Annotated in this window: 17 protein-coding genes; 16 read left to right on the top strand and 1 reads right to left on the bottom strand. The window is 41.2% G+C overall.

Translation table 11 applies throughout. The features are described from left to right. The first annotated feature begins 8 nt into the window (after window positions 1–8). The 7 genes from acnB to C2M25_RS06075 all read left to right on the top strand — a co-directional run bounded on the left by acnB (window position 9) and on the right by C2M25_RS06075 (window position 10,953). The gene (gene acnB, locus C2M25_RS06105; protein WP_063701561.1) at window positions 9–2,606 is read left to right on the top strand and encodes a bifunctional aconitate hydratase 2/2-methylisocitrate dehydratase; all 2,598 of its coding nucleotides are present in this window, start codon (window positions 9–11) and stop codon (window positions 2,604–2,606) included. A 212-nt stretch (window positions 2,607–2,818) separates the two neighbouring features. Beyond that, entirely contained in the window at window positions 2,819–3,760 is a 942-nt protein-coding gene (locus tag C2M25_RS06100) for a hypothetical protein (RefSeq protein WP_063701563.1), read from the top strand. Further along, window positions 3,760–4,488, top strand: coding sequence for a hypothetical protein (locus C2M25_RS06095; RefSeq protein ID WP_105180685.1), 729 nt, complete (start codon window positions 3,760–3,762; stop codon window positions 4,486–4,488). Before C2M25_RS06100 ends, C2M25_RS06095 begins: the two co-directional genes overlap by 1 nt. Before the next feature lie 68 nt (window positions 4,489–4,556). Continuing rightward, on the top strand, window positions 4,557–4,760 hold the full coding sequence (locus C2M25_RS06090) for a hypothetical protein (protein WP_105180684.1): 204 nt from the start codon (window positions 4,557–4,559) through the stop codon (window positions 4,758–4,760). Window positions 4,761–4,868: 108 nt separating this feature from the next. After that, entirely contained in the window at window positions 4,869–8,873 is a 4,005-nt protein-coding gene (locus C2M25_RS06085; RefSeq protein WP_105180683.1) for a PKD domain-containing protein, read from the top strand. 199 nt (window positions 8,874–9,072) lie between these two features. After that, entirely contained in the window at window positions 9,073–9,705 is a 633-nt protein-coding gene (locus C2M25_RS06080) for a 2OG-Fe dioxygenase family protein (RefSeq protein WP_063701569.1), read from the top strand. 9 nt (window positions 9,706–9,714) lie between these two features. Next, complete coding sequence (locus C2M25_RS06075; RefSeq protein WP_063701571.1) at window positions 9,715–10,953, top strand: cysteine desulfurase-like protein; 1,239 nt, start codon at window positions 9,715–9,717, stop codon at window positions 10,951–10,953. Between the two features lie 168 nt (window positions 10,954–11,121). Here the strand turns inward: C2M25_RS06075 and C2M25_RS06070 are convergent, their stop codons facing one another. Next, the gene (locus C2M25_RS06070; protein ID WP_105180682.1) at window positions 11,122–11,826 is read right to left on the bottom strand and encodes a 2OG-Fe(II) oxygenase; all 705 of its coding nucleotides are present in this window, start codon (window positions 11,824–11,826) and stop codon (window positions 11,122–11,124) included. Window positions 11,827–11,862: 36 nt separating this feature from the next. On the opposite strand from C2M25_RS06070, the gene C2M25_RS06065 reads away from it, so the two are divergent. The 9 genes from C2M25_RS06065 to speD all read left to right on the top strand — a co-directional run bounded on the left by C2M25_RS06065 (window position 11,863) and on the right by speD (window position 20,226). Then, window positions 11,863–12,261: an acyl-CoA thioesterase gene (locus C2M25_RS06065; RefSeq protein ID WP_105180681.1), complete on the top strand. Its 399-nt coding sequence runs from the start codon at window positions 11,863–11,865 to the stop codon at window positions 12,259–12,261. Window positions 12,262–12,343: 82 nt separating this feature from the next. Continuing rightward, on the top strand, window positions 12,344–12,922 hold the full coding sequence (locus tag C2M25_RS06060; protein ID WP_105180680.1) for an anthranilate synthase component II: 579 nt from the start codon (window positions 12,344–12,346) through the stop codon (window positions 12,920–12,922). 48 nt (window positions 12,923–12,970) lie between these two features. Further along, window positions 12,971–14,131 (top strand): HDOD domain-containing protein, encoded by a 1,161-nt coding sequence (locus C2M25_RS06055; RefSeq protein ID WP_063701648.1) that lies wholly within the window; start codon window positions 12,971–12,973, stop codon window positions 14,129–14,131. Window positions 14,132–14,500: 369 nt separating this feature from the next. Then, a complete protein-coding gene (locus C2M25_RS06050; RefSeq protein WP_063701580.1) occupies window positions 14,501–15,706 on the top strand; it encodes an aspartate aminotransferase family protein in 1,206 nt (401 codons plus the stop codon). An 80-nt stretch (window positions 15,707–15,786) separates the two neighbouring features. After that, complete coding sequence (gene astA, locus C2M25_RS06045) at window positions 15,787–16,803, top strand: arginine N-succinyltransferase (protein ID WP_105175072.1); 1,017 nt, start codon at window positions 15,787–15,789, stop codon at window positions 16,801–16,803. A gap of 18 nt (window positions 16,804–16,821) precedes the next feature. After that, on the top strand, window positions 16,822–18,291 hold the full coding sequence (gene astD / locus C2M25_RS06040) for a succinylglutamate-semialdehyde dehydrogenase (RefSeq protein ID WP_063701584.1): 1,470 nt from the start codon (window positions 16,822–16,824) through the stop codon (window positions 18,289–18,291). 128 nt (window positions 18,292–18,419) lie between these two features. Further along, window positions 18,420–18,767 carry a DUF3802 family protein gene (locus C2M25_RS06035; protein WP_063701586.1) on the top strand — a complete coding sequence of 116 codons (348 nt, stop codon included), beginning with the start codon at window positions 18,420–18,422 and terminating at the stop codon, window positions 18,765–18,767. Between the two features lie 144 nt (window positions 18,768–18,911). After that, entirely contained in the window at window positions 18,912–19,325 is a 414-nt protein-coding gene (locus C2M25_RS06030; protein WP_063701588.1) for an OsmC family protein, read from the top strand. A gap of 88 nt (window positions 19,326–19,413) precedes the next feature. Next, complete coding sequence (gene speD, locus C2M25_RS06025; RefSeq protein WP_063701590.1) at window positions 19,414–20,226, top strand: adenosylmethionine decarboxylase; 813 nt, start codon at window positions 19,414–19,416, stop codon at window positions 20,224–20,226. The last annotated feature ends 108 nt before the right edge of the window (window positions 20,227–20,334 follow it).

Below are 20,334 nucleotides of genomic sequence, written 5' to 3'. Positions count from 1 at the left end.
GCAATATTGTGCTACAAGAATATCGTAAACACGTAGAAGAACGTGCCGCGTTAGGTATCGTACCAGCGCCACTAGATGCTCAGCAAACGGCTGATCTTATTGAATTAATCAAAAACCCACCGGCAGGCGAAGAAGAGTTCATCGTTGATCTTCTAGTTAACCGTGTACCACCGGGTGTTGATGATGCGGCTTATATTAAAGCTGGTTTTTTAGCTGCAGTTGCAAAAGGTGAAGCGAGCTCTCCACTTGTATCAAAAGAAAAAGCAGCTGAGCTACTTGGTACTATGTTAGGTGGTTACAACATCGCACCTATGATCGAGCTTTTAGATGACGAAGCGTTAGCACCAATCGTTGTTAAAGGTCTTTCAAACACATTATTAATGTTCGACGCTTTCTACGATGTAGAAGAAAAAGCGAAAGCAGGTAACGAATTTGCTAAGCAAGTGATCGCGTCTTGGGCAAATGCAGAATGGTTTGTAAACAAGCCTGCAGTTGCTGAAAAAATCTCAGTTACCGTATTCAAAGTAACTGGTGAAACAAATACAGATGACCTTTCTCCTGCGCCAGATGCTTGGTCACGTCCAGATATTCCATTACACGCTTTAGCAATGCTGAAGAACGAGCGTGATGGCATCAACCCTGAAAAACCAGGCGAAGTTGGTCCAATCTCACAACTAGAAGAGCTTAAAACTAAAGGTTTACCTCTTGCATATGTAGGTGATGTAGTTGGTACGGGTTCATCTCGTAAATCTGCAACTAACTCAGTACTTTGGTTCATGGGTGATGATATTCCTTTCGTACCAAACAAGCGTGTTGGTGGTGTATGTTTAGGTGGCAAAATTGCTCCTATCTTCTTCAACACAATGGAAGACTCTGGTGCATTGCCAATCGAGCTACCTGTTGATGAGCTAAACATGGGTGACCAAATCGATATCTTCCCTTACGAAGGTGTTGTAAAGCGTCACGGTACTGATGAAGTAATCTCTACTTTCTCTCTTAAATCAGACGTAATTCTTGATGAAGTGCGTGCTGGTGGTCGTATCCCACTAATCATCGGTCGTGGTTTAACTGACAAAGCGCGTAAATCTCTAGGTTTAGAAGCAGAAGATATCTTCCGCAAACCAGCTCTAGTTGAAGATTCTGGTAAAGGCTTCACATTAGCGCAGAAGATGGTTGGTAAAGCATGTAACATGCCTGGCGTACGTCCTGGTCAATACTGTGAGCCGAAAATGACAACTGTTGGTTCACAAGATACAACAGGCCCTATGACGCGTGACGAACTTAAAGACCTTGCGTGTTTAGGTTTCTCTGCAGATTTAACAATGCAGTCTTTCTGTCATACATCAGCTTATCCTAAGCCAATTGACGTAAACACTCACCACACACTTCCTGATTTCATCATGAACCGTGGCGGTGTATCACTGCGTCCTGGTGACGGTGTAATCCACTCATGGTTAAACCGTATGTTATTACCAGATACAGTAGGTACTGGTGGTGACTCACATACTCGTTTCCCTCTAGGTATTTCATTCCCAGCGGGTTCAGGTGCGGTAGCATTCGCAGCAGCAACAGGTGTAATGCCTCTTGATATGCCTGAGTCAATCTTAGTACGTTTCAAAGGCGAAATGCAGCCAGGTATCACATTACGTGACCTAGTACATGCGATCCCTTACTACGGTATCAAAGAAGGTCTTCTTACAGTTGAGAAGAAAGGTAAGATCAACGAATTCTCTGGTCGTGTACTAGAAATCGAAGGTGTTGAGCACCTAACAGTTGAGCAAGCGTTCGAGCTTTCTGATGCATCAGCTGAGCGTTCAGCTGCAGGTTGTACAGTTAAACTTTCTAAAGAGTCTATCGCTGAATACCTTGAGTCAAACATCGTAATGCTTAAGTGGATGATCTCTGAAGGCTACGGCGATGTTCGTACTATTGAGCGTCGTATCACAGCAATGCAAGAGTGGTTAGCTAACCCAGAGCTTATGGAAGCTGATGCAGATGCAGAGTACAAACACGTACTTGAAATCGACCTAGCAGACATCAAAGAGCCAATCCTTTGTGCACCAAATGACCCAGATGATGCGCGTCTTCTTTCAGACGTTACTGGTGAGACAATCGACGAAGTATTTATCGGTTCGTGTATGACTAACATTGGTCACTTCCGTGCTGCAGGTAAACTACTAGATGGTTACAGTGGTCGTATCCCAACTCAACTTTGGGTTGCACCACCAACGAAGATGGATAAAGACCAACTTACTGACGAAGGTTACTATGGTATCTTTGGTCGTGTAGGTGCACGTATCGAAACTCCAGGATGTTCACTGTGTATGGGTAACCAAGCGCGTGTTGCTGATAAAGCAACTGTTGTGTCTACTTCTACGCGTAACTTCCCTAACCGTCTAGGTACTGGCGCAAACGTATTCTTAGCATCTGCAGAACTTGCAGCAGTAGCAGCAATCCTAGGTAAATTACCTACACCTGCTGAGTACCAAGAGTATGCAGCTAAGATCAATGCAACTGCAGCTGATACGTATCGCTACCTGAACTTCCACCGTATGCCTCAATACACTAAAAAGGCAGACCAAGTAATCGTTCAGCAAGCCGTATAATTAGTAATAATTTAATTTACTAGTATAAAAGCCCGCATTTAGCGGGCTTTTTTATTAAGTTTTTGTTCAGTTTGGTTTGTAAAATTAATACATTTGTCTACACTGATTGTTGTGAAAAGTTAACAGTTGTAACTTTGTGTTTAATGTTGTAACCAAGGAAGGTAAGCATCATTTCTTGGCTGCATAGATTTTGCAAATCAAGGAATTGAACAATGAAAGCACTTCTTCTTTTACTCCCTCTCAGCGGTTCGGCTCTTGCTGTTAACCCCTCTTTTAGCGAAGTTCGACTCGGTTTTGAAACGATTAGCTACAGTGAAACACTCAATGATGTAGCGGGATTTGGCAAGCTGAGTCAATCAATTGATGTTACTAACCCCGCAATACGACAGATATCATATACAGGGATTGATGATACATGGGGCTTTTATATTGAAAGCGCAGCAACAATTTCGACTGAAATTGAAACTGAAACTTGGCACTTGGCTGAGTTTGGCGATATTCAGGAAAATGCATTTAAAACGAAAGCGAATGAGATTGGTTTTAAAGGCGCATATAACTTTTCAAAAGCCATACAATTCACCCTAGGTACCAAGTTTTTTACGTCGAGTTTTACACGTTCAAATTTTGCCTTTGTGCAGCCTGGTGCAGCGGCATTTGATGAGGCACTAATTGCTATCTCAGCAGATCCCGATAACCCAGCACGTTTTACCTTGCCGGGTATGAACAATGCAAACAATATAGGTGACCAACAAGACTACAATTCTCAGCTTCGACCTGTGGTCTCTGTGTCAGAAGATCAAATGGGTATCTTGCTTACTTTAGGTGCTCGTTACGATAGCCGTTTAAAAGACAGTTTTAATAAATACAGTTGGTATGCCGAAGCTGAGCTGAGTACGCCAATGTACTCAGAAATTCAAAACACCCAATTTGAAACAACCACGCTTACCGACAGCTTTAATGGCTGGGGAGTGTTGGGGCGAGTGGGACTGCGTTATCAAATAATGTCGCATATTGCGTTAATGGGCGGTATTGATGCGCAATACAAGTCTCGCGATATTGTGACCAAGAATCTTGAAAATGGTCAACGCCTGCGCGTGCCTGAAGTTGAATATAGTAATGTGTCATTTGCCGTTGGTTTACAGTGGAGCTATTAATGAACAAGTTAGTCATTGTTAGCTCGTTATTCATTTGTGCTTTATCTGGATGTAAAACTATTGATTCTGTACAGCAAGATTTAGGTTCTCTAGCTAGTAGTATTACCGGCGAAGAAGCAACACCTGAGCAAATACGTGCAGCATTTGATAAAGCCCAAAGTGTCTTCCAAGAAGCCCTTAGTGCTTATAATCAAATAGATGCAGATAACCTAGCGCAATTTGATGAGGAGCGTGTAACTAAGGCTCGCAAAGTATGGGCGGTGCTAGAACCTGAATTTAATGAACTACGGTTAGCTCCTGAATATGCGCTAAAAAGCGCGTCACTATTTTCATCGGATACAGTTTCAGATGAAATCATGTCTCAAAGTCAGGAAGTCATTTCGTTGGTTGCTGAAGCGCAGCTTGCTAAGCAAAGGATCACTTCTGTTTTACAGCCAATAAGAGATGAGTTTGCAATTTTAGATCAATTGGATGCGGAAACCTCTTATGAGAAGCGTTATCGAGAGCTAGATAAGCAACATCAGCAATTAAAGGAAATGCTCATCGATGGACAAGAGCAACAAGTTGCTGAATATGTACCTAAGCTATTAGGACAACTCATTGATTTAGAAAAAGACGCCGTTGTGCAGTTTTATTTTTCTCAGTATATCGAAAAAATTTATGCACTAGCTAATTCCAAAAAAGTCGATATTTTCCGACTGTTTATCAGGACGTTCGCAAGCAATTAGAACAAGGCGAAGCATACAGCAAAGCGAACTATCGTGAGTACGAGCAAATTAAACAACAAGCAGCATTATTGTCACTGCAAATAGATCGTATTGATAGCCTCTATGCTGAGTACTTGGAGCAAAAAGCGGCTATTGATAAAGACACCGTTGAAGCACACATGCTGAGTCTAGAAAGTGAAATTTATGCACTGACTATGGCAGCAGGCTTAGGCGACCTTAGAGGCCTGCCATTCCAAGAGCAGCTTCAGCAAGTAAGAAAAGCAATTAATTGAGTAAACCAAGAGCCACAGTTCGCTGTGGCTTTTTATCAACGTTAAGGGATTTAGCGTTTAAATAGCTAAGAGTTTCCCTGCTATAAGCGAATGTAATGGAGTATAGATATGTTAATTCAAAAGCGGCTGTTAGCCGCGATTTTTGGTACCTTATTTTTAGTTGGATGCGGGGGAGGTGGAAGTAGTGACTCTGGAACTAAACCAGATCCTGTAGACCCCGTTAATCAAAGTCCAACAGTTTCTATTAGTGCTGACTCAGAGGGCACAGAGCAAACCTCATTTAAATTAAGCGCCGTAGCTGGTGATAGCGACGGTAGCATTGCTTCTTATAGTTGGACATCTGATGCTAGTTTTGATTTTGCACAAAGCGGTGGCTTAACAAGCGCAGAAGCTACTTTTCAAACACCTGATATAGATGCTGATACAACTGTTAACTTCACTGTCACTGTAACAGATAACGATGGGGCAACAGCTTCAGCAAAGCATAGCGTTATATTTAAACGAAATGTATCAACAGTGACAATTACCGGGATAGTAACGGATCAACCAATTGCTAATGCAGAGTTAGAGATTAATGTCGGTAGTGATGTCTTTTCCGTCAATGCAGATCCAACCGGGCGCTATACAATAGAGCTTGTTGTGGACGAATCTGCAAGTGAAAAGCTTGTGCTGGTTAAAGCAAAAGGTCTTGATAGCACCAATCCTGGGGTTGTTTTCGTTTCACAGTTAAGCTCAATTCAAGCGTTATTGGAACAGGCTGGTGAGGATAATACGCTTGATAGTGAAGACAACTTTGGCGTCAACATCACGAATGTGACGACCGCAGAGTATGCGCTTTTAACGCGTAATAATGAAGAACCTCAATCTGTCGAAGAGCTAAACGCAGCGTTACTAAATGTTGATGCTGATGAAAAAATCCTATTGGCAACTCTTATCAAAATCATCGTGGATAATGCTGACTATGTTCTTCCTGAAGGCGTAGAAAATACACTCGATCTTGTCAGTGACGAAGATACCGCTAAGAGTTTTGAAGATGAAGTAAATGAGAAAGATCCTGATCTCATTGAAGAGACGAAAGAAGAAATTAAAAAAGATGAAAACTTAGTTTCTGATAGCGATGAGCCTATTGTTGGTGATTTTATCGTTAACTCACCTCGTTATTATAACAATGATGCATATCACCTTGTCCTGGCAAGTGACGGTACGGGTGAACTTAATGCAAATACAAGCTCAACACTGACAATGAGTAAAGAATCAGGAGTGTATACTTTAGCATTGGCAAATAGTGTAGTGACTTACACTGATGAATATAACGATGGCAATGAATCTTATATTGCGCAAACAAAATTAACAGATATTAGTTTTCAAGTTTTAGCAGAAAACGAGGTTTTCAGAACGATTGAAGTAACTCAAACCACACAGCGAACATTGGACTACCAAAATGGTAGTGAACCCGTTGTGGAGCCTTCAAGTACTCGAACCTATACAACAAACCTGATTGATAAAACTAAAACAATAGCACTAAACACTGCTGAGTTAACAGAAAACACATGGATTTTAGACCTCAGAGACAATGATTACGATTCTGCGTCATCTGATGATGAACCTGAAACTTTACGCTTTTATGCCGATGGTACAGGAGATGTAACGGGTGAAAGTAGTGAGGTATTTAGTTGGGTACTCAATGATACTAAGTTATCTATTAGTTATGATGAAAATGGTGAAACTGGGCTAATTGAGTTTTGGTTCACGAAAGCCCTCTCTGCGGGCTATCAAGTTGTAGCATTAGACACTAGTTTTGATGAGCCAAGTAATACATTAACAGGCTTAATGATTAAAAAAGCGAATGTAACAACAACCGATGAGGATATTATTGGTCGTTGGCATGGTTTTGTTGGTACTTCTCAATCTTATGATTTGAATATTTACCCTGATGGTAGTGTTGCTATTGGTTTAGGTTATTCAAGTTTCCAAGGTCATATTGAAGATGGCAATTTCTCTAGAAAACGCTTTTATTCAGAAACATATGGTCTTGTTTCAAGCTGTGATGGCTTTGCTGATGACTGTTACCTTGAAAGTGAAATGCAACATGAATTCATTAACATTATTGGTAGCACCTATTACATTATCAGAACGCTAACTTATTACACTATGGCTGGTGAGGCATATGATGAAGTTAAATCGGTATTCATTTATGAATACAGTAAAGACTTGTCATACTCAGCCTTTACTGAAGAGCTATTAGAGGGTTCTATTTTATTTTATAAAGATGATAGCTCTTCAGATGCGATTTACATGCAATATAATGACTTAGGTGAAGTAGAGTATGTTGTCAGTTTTGATGGTGTTGAGCATATAGCAACGTTCAATGATGGCGTATTAAGCTATCAAGTTGATGGTAATACGTGGTTTGTTGAACTGGTTTCTGCGGATGAAAATGCTGTTACTATTTGCCGATACCAACAAGGAAGTAGTTGTTCAGTTGATACGCAAATTAGTTACTTACCCAAGCGCCCTAAAGTAACCTTAACTGTGAATCCATCTCAGAACGGTAACCTCTCACCTACCAGTCAAACTTCGTATTGGTACCAATATGCATCTTTCGTAATTAGCCCTGATGAAGGGTATGTTATTGACGAAATTACAGGATGCGAAGGATATATTGAAGGAGGCTATTATCTTGTCTATACCACAGGTGCTGATTGCGATATTACCGCAACGTTTAAACCTGCATTATTAGCTTCTGGCGAGTATATTTTAAATAACAGTGATTTATATAATGCACCAGCCTTGGGCTTATTACTAAATGCGGATAACACTGGCGCTGTAACTCTCAACGGTAGTTCAAATATCAACTGGTATGAAGTTGATGATCACATTGAGTTATCACCTATCGATAGTATCGTTGTAGAAGAATATATTTCTTTCCCTGATGGTATGACTGAGGTTCAGTATCGAACTGAGATCAGTTACGCTGAGTTAATGCCAATGGCAGAAAAAGGGCTTAATTGGCATTGGCTAACAGTTGAATATAGCTATTACGAGAATGACGTTTTAGTGAATACCAGCTCTGAAAGTTCCAATGTTTATGCTTTTGCTGATGGCGATGAAATTGCTGTTGCTAGTGATGATGTCGTAGGGCAATGGGCAGTAAGCGCAGAACAAGGAGGAGTGCTATTAAATATGCAGATCAATGCTGACGGAACGGGCTCTTACATAGATATTTTGAATGATGAGCAAGATACGTTTAGTTGGCAGATCATTGATAGCAACTTAGTACTTAATCACAACAGTGATAATTCAACAGATACTCTCTACTTCACTAAAAATATCAACGTTGGTTACCAATTCTTAGACCAGGGTAATGATAGTGAGGGGGATTATGTAGATGCAGGCATGTTTGTTAAACGCAATGAAGTAGCCATTAATACAGGTAATTTTTCTGGTCGTCATCGATTTAGAGAGGGCCATGAAATTGATTCGCATTGGAGTGAAATCCAAATTTATGACGATGGTGAAATCTTCTTTACCTTTGGAACAAGTTCATATCAGGGAAGCTTTGTTAATAACCGCTATATTAGAAGACTTTATGTAGATACTAGCTCTGGAGGTTGGGAAACAACTGACTTCTGTGATACTAGCTTAGATACATGTTTCCTTTATGGTGAGTTTGTTTACAAGCTAATTGCTATTGATGGAGCCCGATATTTTGTCGAGCGTACTGTGGCGTTCGATGGTAATGGCACTGGGGTGCTAGAAAAATCATCTGCACATCTATATGTACATGATTATGCTAGTTCAACAGCAGTTGATAAATTCTACGACTACGACTTATATAGCTTCACTTTATATGAAAGCGATGGCACAACTTGGTCATTAAGCGAGCAGGATTATAATGAAGATAGTCAGTCTTACGATTACTCACTGACGATTGGAGATCAAAGTATCACGGGTGTTCAATTGGTTGATGGTAAATTGTCATTTATTGAAAATGGCCAAGACACGTTGCTTGAGCTTATCAGTAACAATCGCACCGAACTCGTTTTCTGTAAGTATTTAGCAGGTAATAGTTGTCAGTCACAAGATCAAGTTTCCCTTTCTATGAGCAATTAAACGTGTAGTAAATTGTGCAATCTAAAACAGCCACATTTGTGGCTGTTTTTATTTTTTAGATTAAATATTCTAAAAGCCTAGTATAACGATCTTAAAATTATGCATTATGCCTTGCTGGTTTACATAAAAACGCAAAAATTCCCCGCTAATTGAATTAAAATCCTCGCCAATATTCTCAACGTAATAAGGCGAGATCGAAATGACTACATTAAACAACCAGAACCTTTTACAACTTCGTTTTGTAAGCCAAGCCCATATTGATGCAGTAAAGCCTTCGTTTGCTAACCTACCTGCTAATCCATACGCAGATGGTGAATTTCGTAAGCGTCGTTATTCAGTCATTAAAGTTGTTGATGGTGAATTAAAACTACAACCAACAAAAGCATTCGTGCAAGATGACTCAATCAATACCTTTCAGGGTAATGTAGAGCGCACGTATGAGAACCTTGAAGATAGCTTATTAGCGACGGATGGCATGAAGCAAATCGTTAATCAGTTCCGCGATATGACAGGTATTAGCGATGATCGCGATATAGAAATTCATCAATTTAGAATGCTTGCGATCGACAGCGACACACCTGCTGCGCCAGAAGGTGTTCACCAAGATGGTTTTGATCACGTATGTGTATGTGGTGTATCACACGAAAACCTAGAAGGTGGTGAGCTACTTGTTTACGAACACCAACAAGCTGAACCATGTTTCAAGATGGAAATTAAAGACGGCATGTTCGCACTGATTAATGACCGTGAAGTATGGCACAACGCAACGCCAATGAATAAAGTAGACGCAAGCAAAGAAGGTTATCTTGATTGCTTCGTACTCACTGCTTAAGGGTAACTCATGAACTTAACGCAATTACGTCGCCAATTCCCTGCACTTATGCAACAAGTTGCAGGACAGTCACCTATTTTCCTTGATGGCCCGGGTGGCTCTCAAGTGCCACAGTCAGTCTTAAGTGCTATGACTGCTTACTTGGGTTACTACAATTCAAACTTAGGTGGTGCATTTTTCTCAAGTGACAAAACAGTCGAGTTAATGGCAAATGCTCGCCAAGCTGCAGCTGATTTATTAAATGCCCCATCTAAAGAGCAAATCGTGTTTGGTGCAAACATGACAAGCTTAACGTTCAGCTTTAGCCGTGCTATCTCGCGTGATTGGACTAATGATGATGAAATCATCGTTACCAATGCAGATCACTTCTCAAACGTATCATCTTGGCAGCAAGCTGCTGAAGATAAAGGCGCGACAGTAAAAACGGCTCTTATCAACGAAGCTGATTGCAGCTTAGATATGGCACATTTTGAAAGTCTTTTATCAAGCAAAACAAAGCTTGTTGCAGTGACGTATGCGTCGAACACGACGGGTTCAATTAATGATATTAAACGCATTGTTGAGCTTGCTCATGCGGTTGGTGCGTTAGTTTATGTTGATGCCGTTCATTACGCACCTCATGAGCTGGTTGATGTACAAGCGCTTGATTGTGACTTTTTAGCGTGCTCTGCATACAAGTTCTTTGGTCCTCACCTTGGTATTGTTTATGGTAAACGTGAACACCTTGAAGGTTTCACACCATACAAAGTTGAGCCGGCAAAAGATGTTGCGCCAGGTCGCTGGGAAACGGGTACGCAAAGTTTTGAAGCGCTGGCTGGCTTAATTGCAGCTGTTGATTACATTGCTGCAATTAGTGAACTTGACGAAAGCCATTCACGCCGAGAAAAACTTGCGGCTGCATTTGCGATTACTAAACAACATGAAATGGCATTAAGTAAGCATTTCTTAACTCGTTTAGCTAATTATCCGCGTATCAAGTTATTTGGTATTGATGATTTAGATCGTTTAACTGAGCGTACACCGACTTTTGCCCTCACATTTGAAGGCATTGAGCCACGTATTGTGTCTGAGTTTTTAGGTAAGCAACATATTTGCGTGTGGGATGGTAATTTCTACGCTCAAGGCTTATGTAAGCAGCTAGGTGTATTAGAAACCGGTGGCGTAGTACGCATTGGTTGCATGCACTACAACACAATTGAAGAGCTTGATAAGGTTTTTGATTTATTTGATCAATTACTGGCAGGTTAAATCTGAGTTGTTAGTTTTAGTTAAGCTATAAGTTTTAAGCAGCCTGAGTGGGCTGCTTTTTTATTGCCATAAAAAAGCGCAACATCAAACGTTGCACTCCTTCTACTAATAGCTTTAGCTTAGCTTATTACCGCTTACTGCTTACTGCTTACCGTTTACCGCTTAGCATTAGGATTGTGGTTGGCCATAAATTTGCTCTGCGCGGTTGAATAAGACCCACGAGGTTAAAATATACTTATCATTTGAAATTGGCTTGTTACCACGGTGTGTGTGAGTAAAGTAGCCTGGCGCTACGACCATAGAACCCTGTTTTGGTGATATTTTTCGTTGTTGATAGTAAAACTCAGTTTCACCACCTTCTTCTACATCATTTAAATAGAACATAAATAACAGCACGCGATGCAGAGCTTCGTTGTGGCCAGCTTGCGGGTATACCTCGCTATGCCAATAAGGGTAGCCACCTTTATTGATATCGTATTTCTGTGCTTGAATTGGACCCATGCGGAAAATTTGCTGCACGAGTAATGGCAATTGTGGTTTGCCGACTTCTTCAAAGTTATCTTGTGTTAGGTCAACAGGTTTGCCTGTTTGCGGATGGTAAACTTTTAAACCAAAGGCACCAATCATCATAAAAATATGCTCTTCAAGGTACTTGAAGATGTAACCTGCAGTCGTTTGTTGAACGTGTTTAAGTTGCTCAGCGTATTCAGGATGATTATTAAGGTATAAATCGCGGCTGTCTTTTTTCGCTAGATCCACTCCGCCTGAGGTAATGCCTTGTTTTAAATGCGGGCTTTGTTCAAATACCGTGATAAAGTTGTCGCAAAATTCTTTGCTGAGGGCGTTTTCGTATACGCGAATAAAGTCCGTCATGAGCTACCTTTAGTTTATATTTTTTATAGGGTTACTATGTTTACTGAAACTATCACACCACGCTTTAGCGAAACAGATGTGCTAGGGCACATCAACAATACCGTACTCCCTGTATGGTTTGAAGCCGCCCGAGCGCCTATTTTCAGGTTTTTTACGCCCGATTTAAACCCTTATGAGTGGAAACTGATCATTGCTAAAGTTGAAGTAAGCTTTGTCGGTGAGTTGTTTTATGGTCACGATGTCACAGTGAAAACCAGTGTTGAGCACATCGGCTCTAGTTCATTTGTACTGCGCCAAGAGGCTTGGCAGCAAGATAACTGCTGTGCCGTTGGTAAAACTGTACTAGTACGCTACGACTTTACAAATAAATGTTCGCAAAAACTTAATGAGCAAGAAAGGGCTGACCTCACAGCACATTTAATCGCAGAGGAATAACCCATTTTTTGCCGACATTTATGTGTGCTTGGGGTAAAATGCGCCTTCATTATTTTGACTGAGTAATTTTGGGTTACACACAATGCTGTTAATGATCGACAATTATGATTCGTTTACATACAACCTAGTGCAATATTTTCAGCGCTTGGATCAAGATGTATTAGTTAAACGAAACGATGAGATCAGTATCGCTGAGATTAAACAACTTAACCCAGAGCACATCGTACTTTCACCTGGGCCATGTTCGCCAAACGAAGCAGGCATTTCTTTGCAAGTGGTTGAACAATTAAAAGGCCAGTTACCTATTCTTGGTATTTGCTTAGGTCACCAAACCATTGCACAGGCACTCGGTGCTGATGTGATCCGTGCAAAGCAAGTGATGCATGGTAAAACTTCATTAGTTAGACATACCAATCAAGGTGTGTTTAAAGGTTTGGCAAACCCGCTGACTGTGTGTCGTTACCACTCTCTTGTGGTTGATAAACAAAGTTTACCCGATGAATTTACTATTACCGCATGGACAGAGCAAAATTCTGATTTTGATGAAATTATGGGTATCATGCATAATGATTTAGCACTGGAAGGGGTGCAGTTTCATCCAGAAGCTATTTTGACCCAACAAGGGCTTGAATTACTTGCTAACTTTTTAACTCGCTTCTAATCTTAGGCTAGTGAATTAACAAATATGATCGACAATACGCCTGTGCAAATGACCGAAGAAAATCGACAACAAAGGACTGCGATGGTGCTTAATGAGCGCGCGCACGATCTTTTGCTTGGCCACAGTTTTGCACAGCGTCAAATTGGCTATATTCACACCCTTGAAATTGATTATGGCGAATCAATGGAGCAACGCACTTTATTAGAGGTTGAAGTTGCTGCAGAGAAGAAACGCCAAAAGAGCAGCACTGCTCATCATAAGTATCGCGCCCAAGCGAGTAAGCAATTACACCAAGTAATTGAAGCTGCCATGCATAAGCAGCTTGAAGACATTGATGCCGTGATTCACGAAACAATTGGTATCCAAGATAGCGTCCCTGCTATTTTAGATATTTTAGCTGTGCGTTCAGCCTCAGTGGGTCGACTCGAGCCCTTAGTTAAAGACTTAAGTTGGTTAGGTCGTGAGCTTGTCGCGTTTGTGAATTTGCCTTTTTACCGTCAACAGCGAAATAAGCACACCTCAGTCAAAGTTGATAACCCACTTTTAGCGCTGCGCTACATTGGCTTAGATAACTTAAAGTTTGTGGTGCCAACCTTTGCGGTACGCCATTGGATGCCGCACAGTACAGAACCATTCCCGCTGTTAAAACGTCGACTTCGTGATAATTCAATGGCGTGTGCTATCGCGGCTCAAGAGATTGCGAAGCTTAATGGTGTAAATGAGGTGCACGCCTTTACCTTAGGTATGCTACTCGATGTGGGTAAGATAGCGCTAGTTCGCATATATCTTCGTATTTTCGAGTTAGTTTGGCAGCGCCAAGTAACAAAAGCCCGTGATGAGCAAAAGAAAGACTTGCACACAGCTTTATTAGAACTAAAACCTGACCCTTTGTTTTTAAGCACCTTGCTAAACAAGCAGTCGATGAAGGTAACAGCGACCGTAATTGAGAAAATGGCCTTTAGGTATTTACCATTTAATGCGGTCATGCAGCAGTTAACGACGCCTCTGGCTAAAAATGATGAGTATTTGCCACTTACCAAAGTGATTTTAAAAGCCCGTTGTTATGCCCAGTATTTAAGTTTAAATGAGCATCAACTGGTCGAAAGTGACGAAACTGAGCGTTGGTTTGCGCACTTCGATTTCAGCAAAGAAGAGCTTGATCAGCTAGCAAAATGCAATTTTGATCGCTTTCATATCCAAATTAATTAAAAAAATTGTTAATTTTTTTGCGACTATTCATTCACTGTTTATCAATCCGCAGCAACAAACTTTTTCTCTTTAGCCTCTGCTTGGCTCACTAGCGGCACGCCTTTTTGTTCTATTTTGAGTGAAAAACAACCTTCAAATAGTTATTCACTATCCATGAAAAAATATCTCAAGCCCTTTATTTTCAAGGGCTACATGAAAGTTTTCTAAGAGACATGACGAAAATTTTCTGAAATAATGGATGAATGAAAATTGAACCAAAGAGTAATTTTGGTGATTTTGCGCTAAGCTCAATCGGCTAAGTAAAATGGCTTAGTTTAGCTTTAGAGCGCCACCTTACTCTGTGTGTGCTTACAATTATGAGGATATAAAATGACAGTCAATCGCGAATTATTTGATCAAGTAATGGTTCCTAACTATGCACCATCAAGTGTTATTCCAGTTCGAGGCGAAGGCTCTCGCGTATGGGACCAAGAAGGTCGCGAATTTATCGATTTTGCTGGTGGTATTGCTGTTAACTGTCTTGGCCATTGTCACCCGGCTCTTGTAAGTGCATTAAAAGAGCAAGGCGAAAAAATTTGGCACTTATCAAATGTAATGACGAATGAGCCAGCACTTCGTTTAGCTAAAAAGCTAACTGATGCAACGTTTGCAGAGAAAGTATATTTTGCAAACTCAGGTGCAGAAGCAAACGAAGCGGCACTTAAGCTAGCACGTCGTTTTGCACTGGATAATTACGGTGAGCAAAAGTCACAAATAATCTCATTCAATAAAGGCTTCCACGGCCGTACATTCTTCACTGTAACAGTAGGCGGTCAAGCTGCATACTCTGATGGTTTTGGTCCAAAACCAGGTGATATCGTACACTGTGACTACAACGATTTAGCGGCTTTCGAAGCGCTTATCTCAGACAATACCTGTGCGGTAATGATGGAGCCTCTGCAAGGTGAAGGCGGTATCATTTCTCCAACTGCTGAGTTTGTTGAAGGTGTTCGTGCGCTATGTACTAAACACAATGCACTACTTATCTTTGATGAAGTGCAAACAGGTGTTGGTCGTACTGGTGAACTTTATGCTTACCAAGGTCTTAATGTAACTCCAGATATATTAACAACGGCAAAAGCGTTAGGTGGTGGTTTCCCAATCGGTGCGATGATCACGACAACTGATATTGCTAAGCACTTAAAAGTCGGTACTCATGGTTCTACTTACGGCGGTAACCCACTTGCGTGTGCAGTAGCAGAAGCAGCATTCGACACAGTAAATACACCAGACGTACTTAACGGTGTTAAAGAAAAGTCAGCATTATTCCGTGAGTTACTAACTGCGATTAACGAAAAGTACAATGTATTCACTGAAATCCGTGGTGAAGGTCTTTTAATTGGTGCAGTGGTGACTGAGCAATTCAAAGGTCGTGCAAAAGAATTCCTAGTTGCCGGTACTGAAGAAGGCGTTATGTCTTTAGTTGCTGGTGCTGATGTTGTTCGTTTCACACCGTCACTTGTTATTCCAGAAGCTGATATCCGCGAAGGTATGGCTCGTTTCGAAAAAGCAGTTGCAAAAGTCGTAAACGGCTAAGCGAAACTGTCATTTCAGGGCAAGCTAGGCTTGCCCTCATTTCTTAATTTACCGTTATTTATAAGGGAGCAAGCGGACTTATGATGATCCTTCGCCCAATCCAGCAAAGCGATTACCAAGCCTTAGTAAAGATTGCTGATGAATCAGGACATGGCTTTACGTCTTTGCCTAATAATGAAGAGTTATTACAAAAGAAAATCGATCACTCTGTCAGCTCATTCGCAAAAACAGCGCAGCAGCCAGGTGATGAAGGTTACTTGTTTGTTCTTGAAGATAGCGAAACGGGAGAAGTTGTAGGGACTTCAGGTATTGAAGCTGCCGTAGGTTTAGATGATGCTTTTTATCATTATCATTTAAGCAAAGCGATTCACTCATCTCGTACGCTAAACGTGTATAAAGCCGTTGATATTTTAACGCTGTGTAATGATTACACAGGTGCAACTGAGCTGTGCACTTTATTCTTAAAAGACGGCTACCGTAAAAACAATAACGGTAAATTGCTTTCAAAAGCGCGTTTTATGTTCATTAACCAACATAAAGAGCGTTTTGCTGAAACAGTGATTGCAGAAATGCGTGGTGTTTCAGATGAAAATGGCGAAAGCCCATTCTGGCAATGGCTCGAAGAGCACTTTTTCTCGATGGACTTTCCGACGGCAGACTACTTAACGGGTATTGGTCAGAAAGTATTTATCGCTGAGTTAATGCCAAAATACCCAATTTACGTCAACTTACTAAGCAAAGACGCGCAAGCTGTGATTGGTCAAGTGCATGACAATACACGCCCAGCGATTGAACTATTAAAGAGTGAAGGTTTTACTTTTAATGGTTATGTAGACATTTTTGATGCGGGTCCAACTGTTGAAGCTAAGGTCGATAATATCGCCACAGTGCGTAACGCAAGAACAGTAAAAGTTGAGATTGGTGAAAGCCAAGGCGACACCACGGTATTGTTAGCAAACGACAAGCTTGCTGATTTTAGAGCAACCGTGACTGAAGTGAGCCTTACGTGTGATGCCGATACCATCACAATTTCAAGTGAACTTGCCAAGGCGCTTCACCTAGAAGCTGGCGATTCAGTTTCACTTGCAACACTATAAAATTCAGGAGACATATTAATGACTCATGCAGCGCAATTTATTAATGGTCAATGGCAAGCGGGCCTTGGGCATGATTTTCAATCTGTAAATCCAGCAAATAACGATGTAATCTGGCAAGCAAACACAGCAACCGCTGAGCAAGTAGACAGCGCCGTTGCTGCTGCACGTGAAGCGTTCTACAGCTGGGCTGATAAAACATTTGCAGAGCGTTTAGCGATTGTAAAAACATTCGCAGAAACGCTTAAAGAACACAGCGAAGAATTAGCGATTGCTATCGCACAAGAAACCGGTAAACCACTTTGGGAAACTCGCACTGAAGCAGGTGCGATGGTGGGTAAAATTGCTATCTCTGAAAAAGCATTTTTAGAACGCACAGGTGATGTTGAAAACCCAATGCCACAAGGTCGTGCGATGATCCGTCACAAGCCTCATGGCGTTGTCGCTGTGTTTGGTCCGTATAACTTCCCTGGTCACTTACCAAACGGCCACATTGTACCTGCACTTTTAGCTGGTAATACCGTGGTATTTAAACCGTCTGAGCTAACGCCAGCAGTTGCTGAGTTAACGTTAAAGTTATGGCAAAAGGCTGGTCTACCTGCGGGTGTTATCAACCTTGTGCAAGGTGAAGTTGAAACAGGTAAAGCGCTTGCATCTCACAAAGGTATCGACGGCTTATTCTTTACGGGTTCTTCTCGTACGGGTCATATTTTACATGAACAGTTTGCAGGTCAACCGGGTAAAATTTTAGCGTTGGAAATGGGCGGTAATAACCCGTTAATCGTTACTGATGTTGCTGATACTAAAGCGGCTATCCACGATATTATCCAATCAGCGTTTATTTCTACTGGTCAACGTTGTACGTGTGCGCGTAAGTTGTTTTTACCAAAAGGTGAGCAAGGTGATGCCATCTTAGCGGGTCTTATTAAAGCAACTAAAGCAATTAAAGTGGGCGACTACGACGCAGAAGATCAACCTTTCATGGGGTCGATGATTTCTGCTACAGCGGCTGCAGGTATGGTTGCTGCACAAAAGCAACTTGTTGAGCTAGGTGCAGACGTACTTGTTGAGCTAACTCACAAAGAAAATACCGGCTTTGTAACACCGGGTATTTTAGAGTGTACAAACGTTGCTAACTTCCCAGATGAAGAGCACTTTGGACCACTGCTTAAAGTATTCCGTTTTACTGATTTTGATGCTGCTATTGATAAAGCAAATGACACAAGCTTTGGCTTGTCAGCAGGTTTATTAAGCGACAGCGCCGCTGATTACGATCACTTCTTACGTCGTATTCGCGCAGGTATCGTGAACTGGAACCGTCCTATCACGGGTGCATCAAGTGCTGCACCATTTGGTGGTATTGGCGCATCAGGTAACCACAGAGCAAGTGCCTACTATGCAGCTGACTATTGTGCATACCCAGTCGCTTCAGTTGAGCTTGAAAAAGTAGCGATGCCAGCGACATTGAGTCCAGGCTTAAAAATCGATTAATAATCGTAAATCATTACAAAAAGCAGCTTAGGCTGCTTTTTTTGTATGAGATGTCTAGCAAAGGTAGCAATTAAAAGCGCTTTCTGCTTAAATCTAAAGAGATAGTTTTTTATTAGGTGTGCAGTCGTATGGTTTTAGATAGGCAAGGGTACGATGATCTTGTCATGTATCTCACTCAAAATTTAGCGCTTTTTGAGAAGCCAGGTCAAATTAAACCAGGAGCTCCAACAGTGTTAGAGCTGATTGAAGACGTGATAGCAGAAAACGTCATGTTACTTTGCGAGCAACATACAGAGCTTAATACTGAACAACGTAGTCAAATAGTCCGCGAAGTCGACGGTATTGTTTACGACCTACAAGAAGTTCTTAGTAGTGTCACGAATCACACTGTAACCGTTGAACAGCATGCTTTTATCGATGAGTTTGCCGGATTGGTGAAAAACTTATTCGACAGTGCTGTTGTAGAAAACGCCTAGTTTATAAAGCACCACACAATCTCTCGTCTTCAGCGAGTAGCTTAAAATAAGTGACTCGCTTTCCTCTAAAGCTCACCTCTTATCCCTTGCATCTGTGTGTGACTTGCTTACAATCAAGCAAAATAACTTTAAGAGATAAAACACATGCAAGCGAATGTAAAATGGGTAGAAGGTGATACGTTTATTGGCCTTTCAAATTCAGGTCACAATGTAGTTTTTGATGCAGGTAGCGATAGTGCAGCACCAAGCCCAATGGAAATGGTGTTAATGTCAGCAGGCTGTTGTTCATCTGTTGATGTTGTTAGCATTTTGAAAAAAGCGAAGCAGTCGTTTTCTGACGTACAAGTTAAGCTAACTGCTGAACGTGCAGAATCAGCGCCTCGCGTGTTTACTAAGATTAACCTACACTTTGTGGTTACCGGTAACGATGTCTCTGAAAAGCACCTTGCTCGCGCTGTTCAACTGTCAGCTGAAAAGTATTGTTCTGTTGCCTTAATGCTTGATAAAACAGTAGAAATTACGCATAGTCATGAAGTTGTGCAAGAACAGGTAAAATAACGCTTTTTCCGAGCACAAATTTCGTATAAAATCCGCGAACTTTTATTTCTGCTGGTGCAGGTTTCACTCGTTTAAAGGTTGGTTTAGCATGAATAAACCCTTCGATAAAATTAAGCTTCATGGCTTTAATAACTTAACTAAGAGCTTAAGCTTTAGTATTTACGATATTTGTTACGCAAAGACTGAACAACAGCGTAAAGAATATATTGAATATATCGACGAACAGTATAGTGCTGATCGCCTTACCGATATTTTAGGTGAAGTTGTGGATATTATTGGTGCAAACATCTTGAATGTTTCTCGCCAAGATTATGATCCGCAAGGTGCCAGTGTAACAATCTTGATCTCAGAAGAGCCGATTGAGCAACAAACAACGTATGACGTTGATGAAGCGCCAGGTCCTCTTCCTGAAACAGTTGTAGCGCACTTAGATAAGAGCCACATCTGTGTTCACACATACCCAGAAGCACACCCTGATGATGGTATTTGTACATTCCGTGCTGATATCGAAGTATCAACGTGTGGCATTATCTCGCCATTAAAAGCGTTAAACTTCTTAATTCACAGCCTTGAGTCTGATGTTGTAACAATTGACTATCGCGTACGTGGTTTCACCCGTGATGTTGATGGTGTTAAGCACTATATCGACCATGCAATTAACTCAATTCAGAACTACATGACTGAAGATACTAAAGAAGCGTACCAAATGATGGACGTGAACGTGTATCAAGAGAACTTGTTCCACACGAAGATGATGTTAAAAGAAACTGACTTGAATACTTATTTATTCGGTGTTTCTACCGCGGATCTTTCTGAAGACGAAGAAGAAGAAATTCGTTCTAAGCTAACTCGTGAGATGCAAGAGATCTTCTACGGTCGTAACTTACCAGACACAGAGTAAGTTATTATAGCTTCAGAAAAACGGCGCGTAATGTAAGTTACGCGCCGTTTTTTTATGCCTCATTGACTGCATTCAGCTGTACTTATATGCTGATTAAAAGGCCAATTT

The organism is Pseudoalteromonas sp. T1lg21, assembly GCF_002964625.1.
Lineage (GTDB): Bacteria > Pseudomonadota > Gammaproteobacteria > Enterobacterales > Alteromonadaceae > Pseudoalteromonas > Pseudoalteromonas gelatinilytica.
This window is presented reverse-complemented; position numbering and strand designations above follow the sequence as displayed.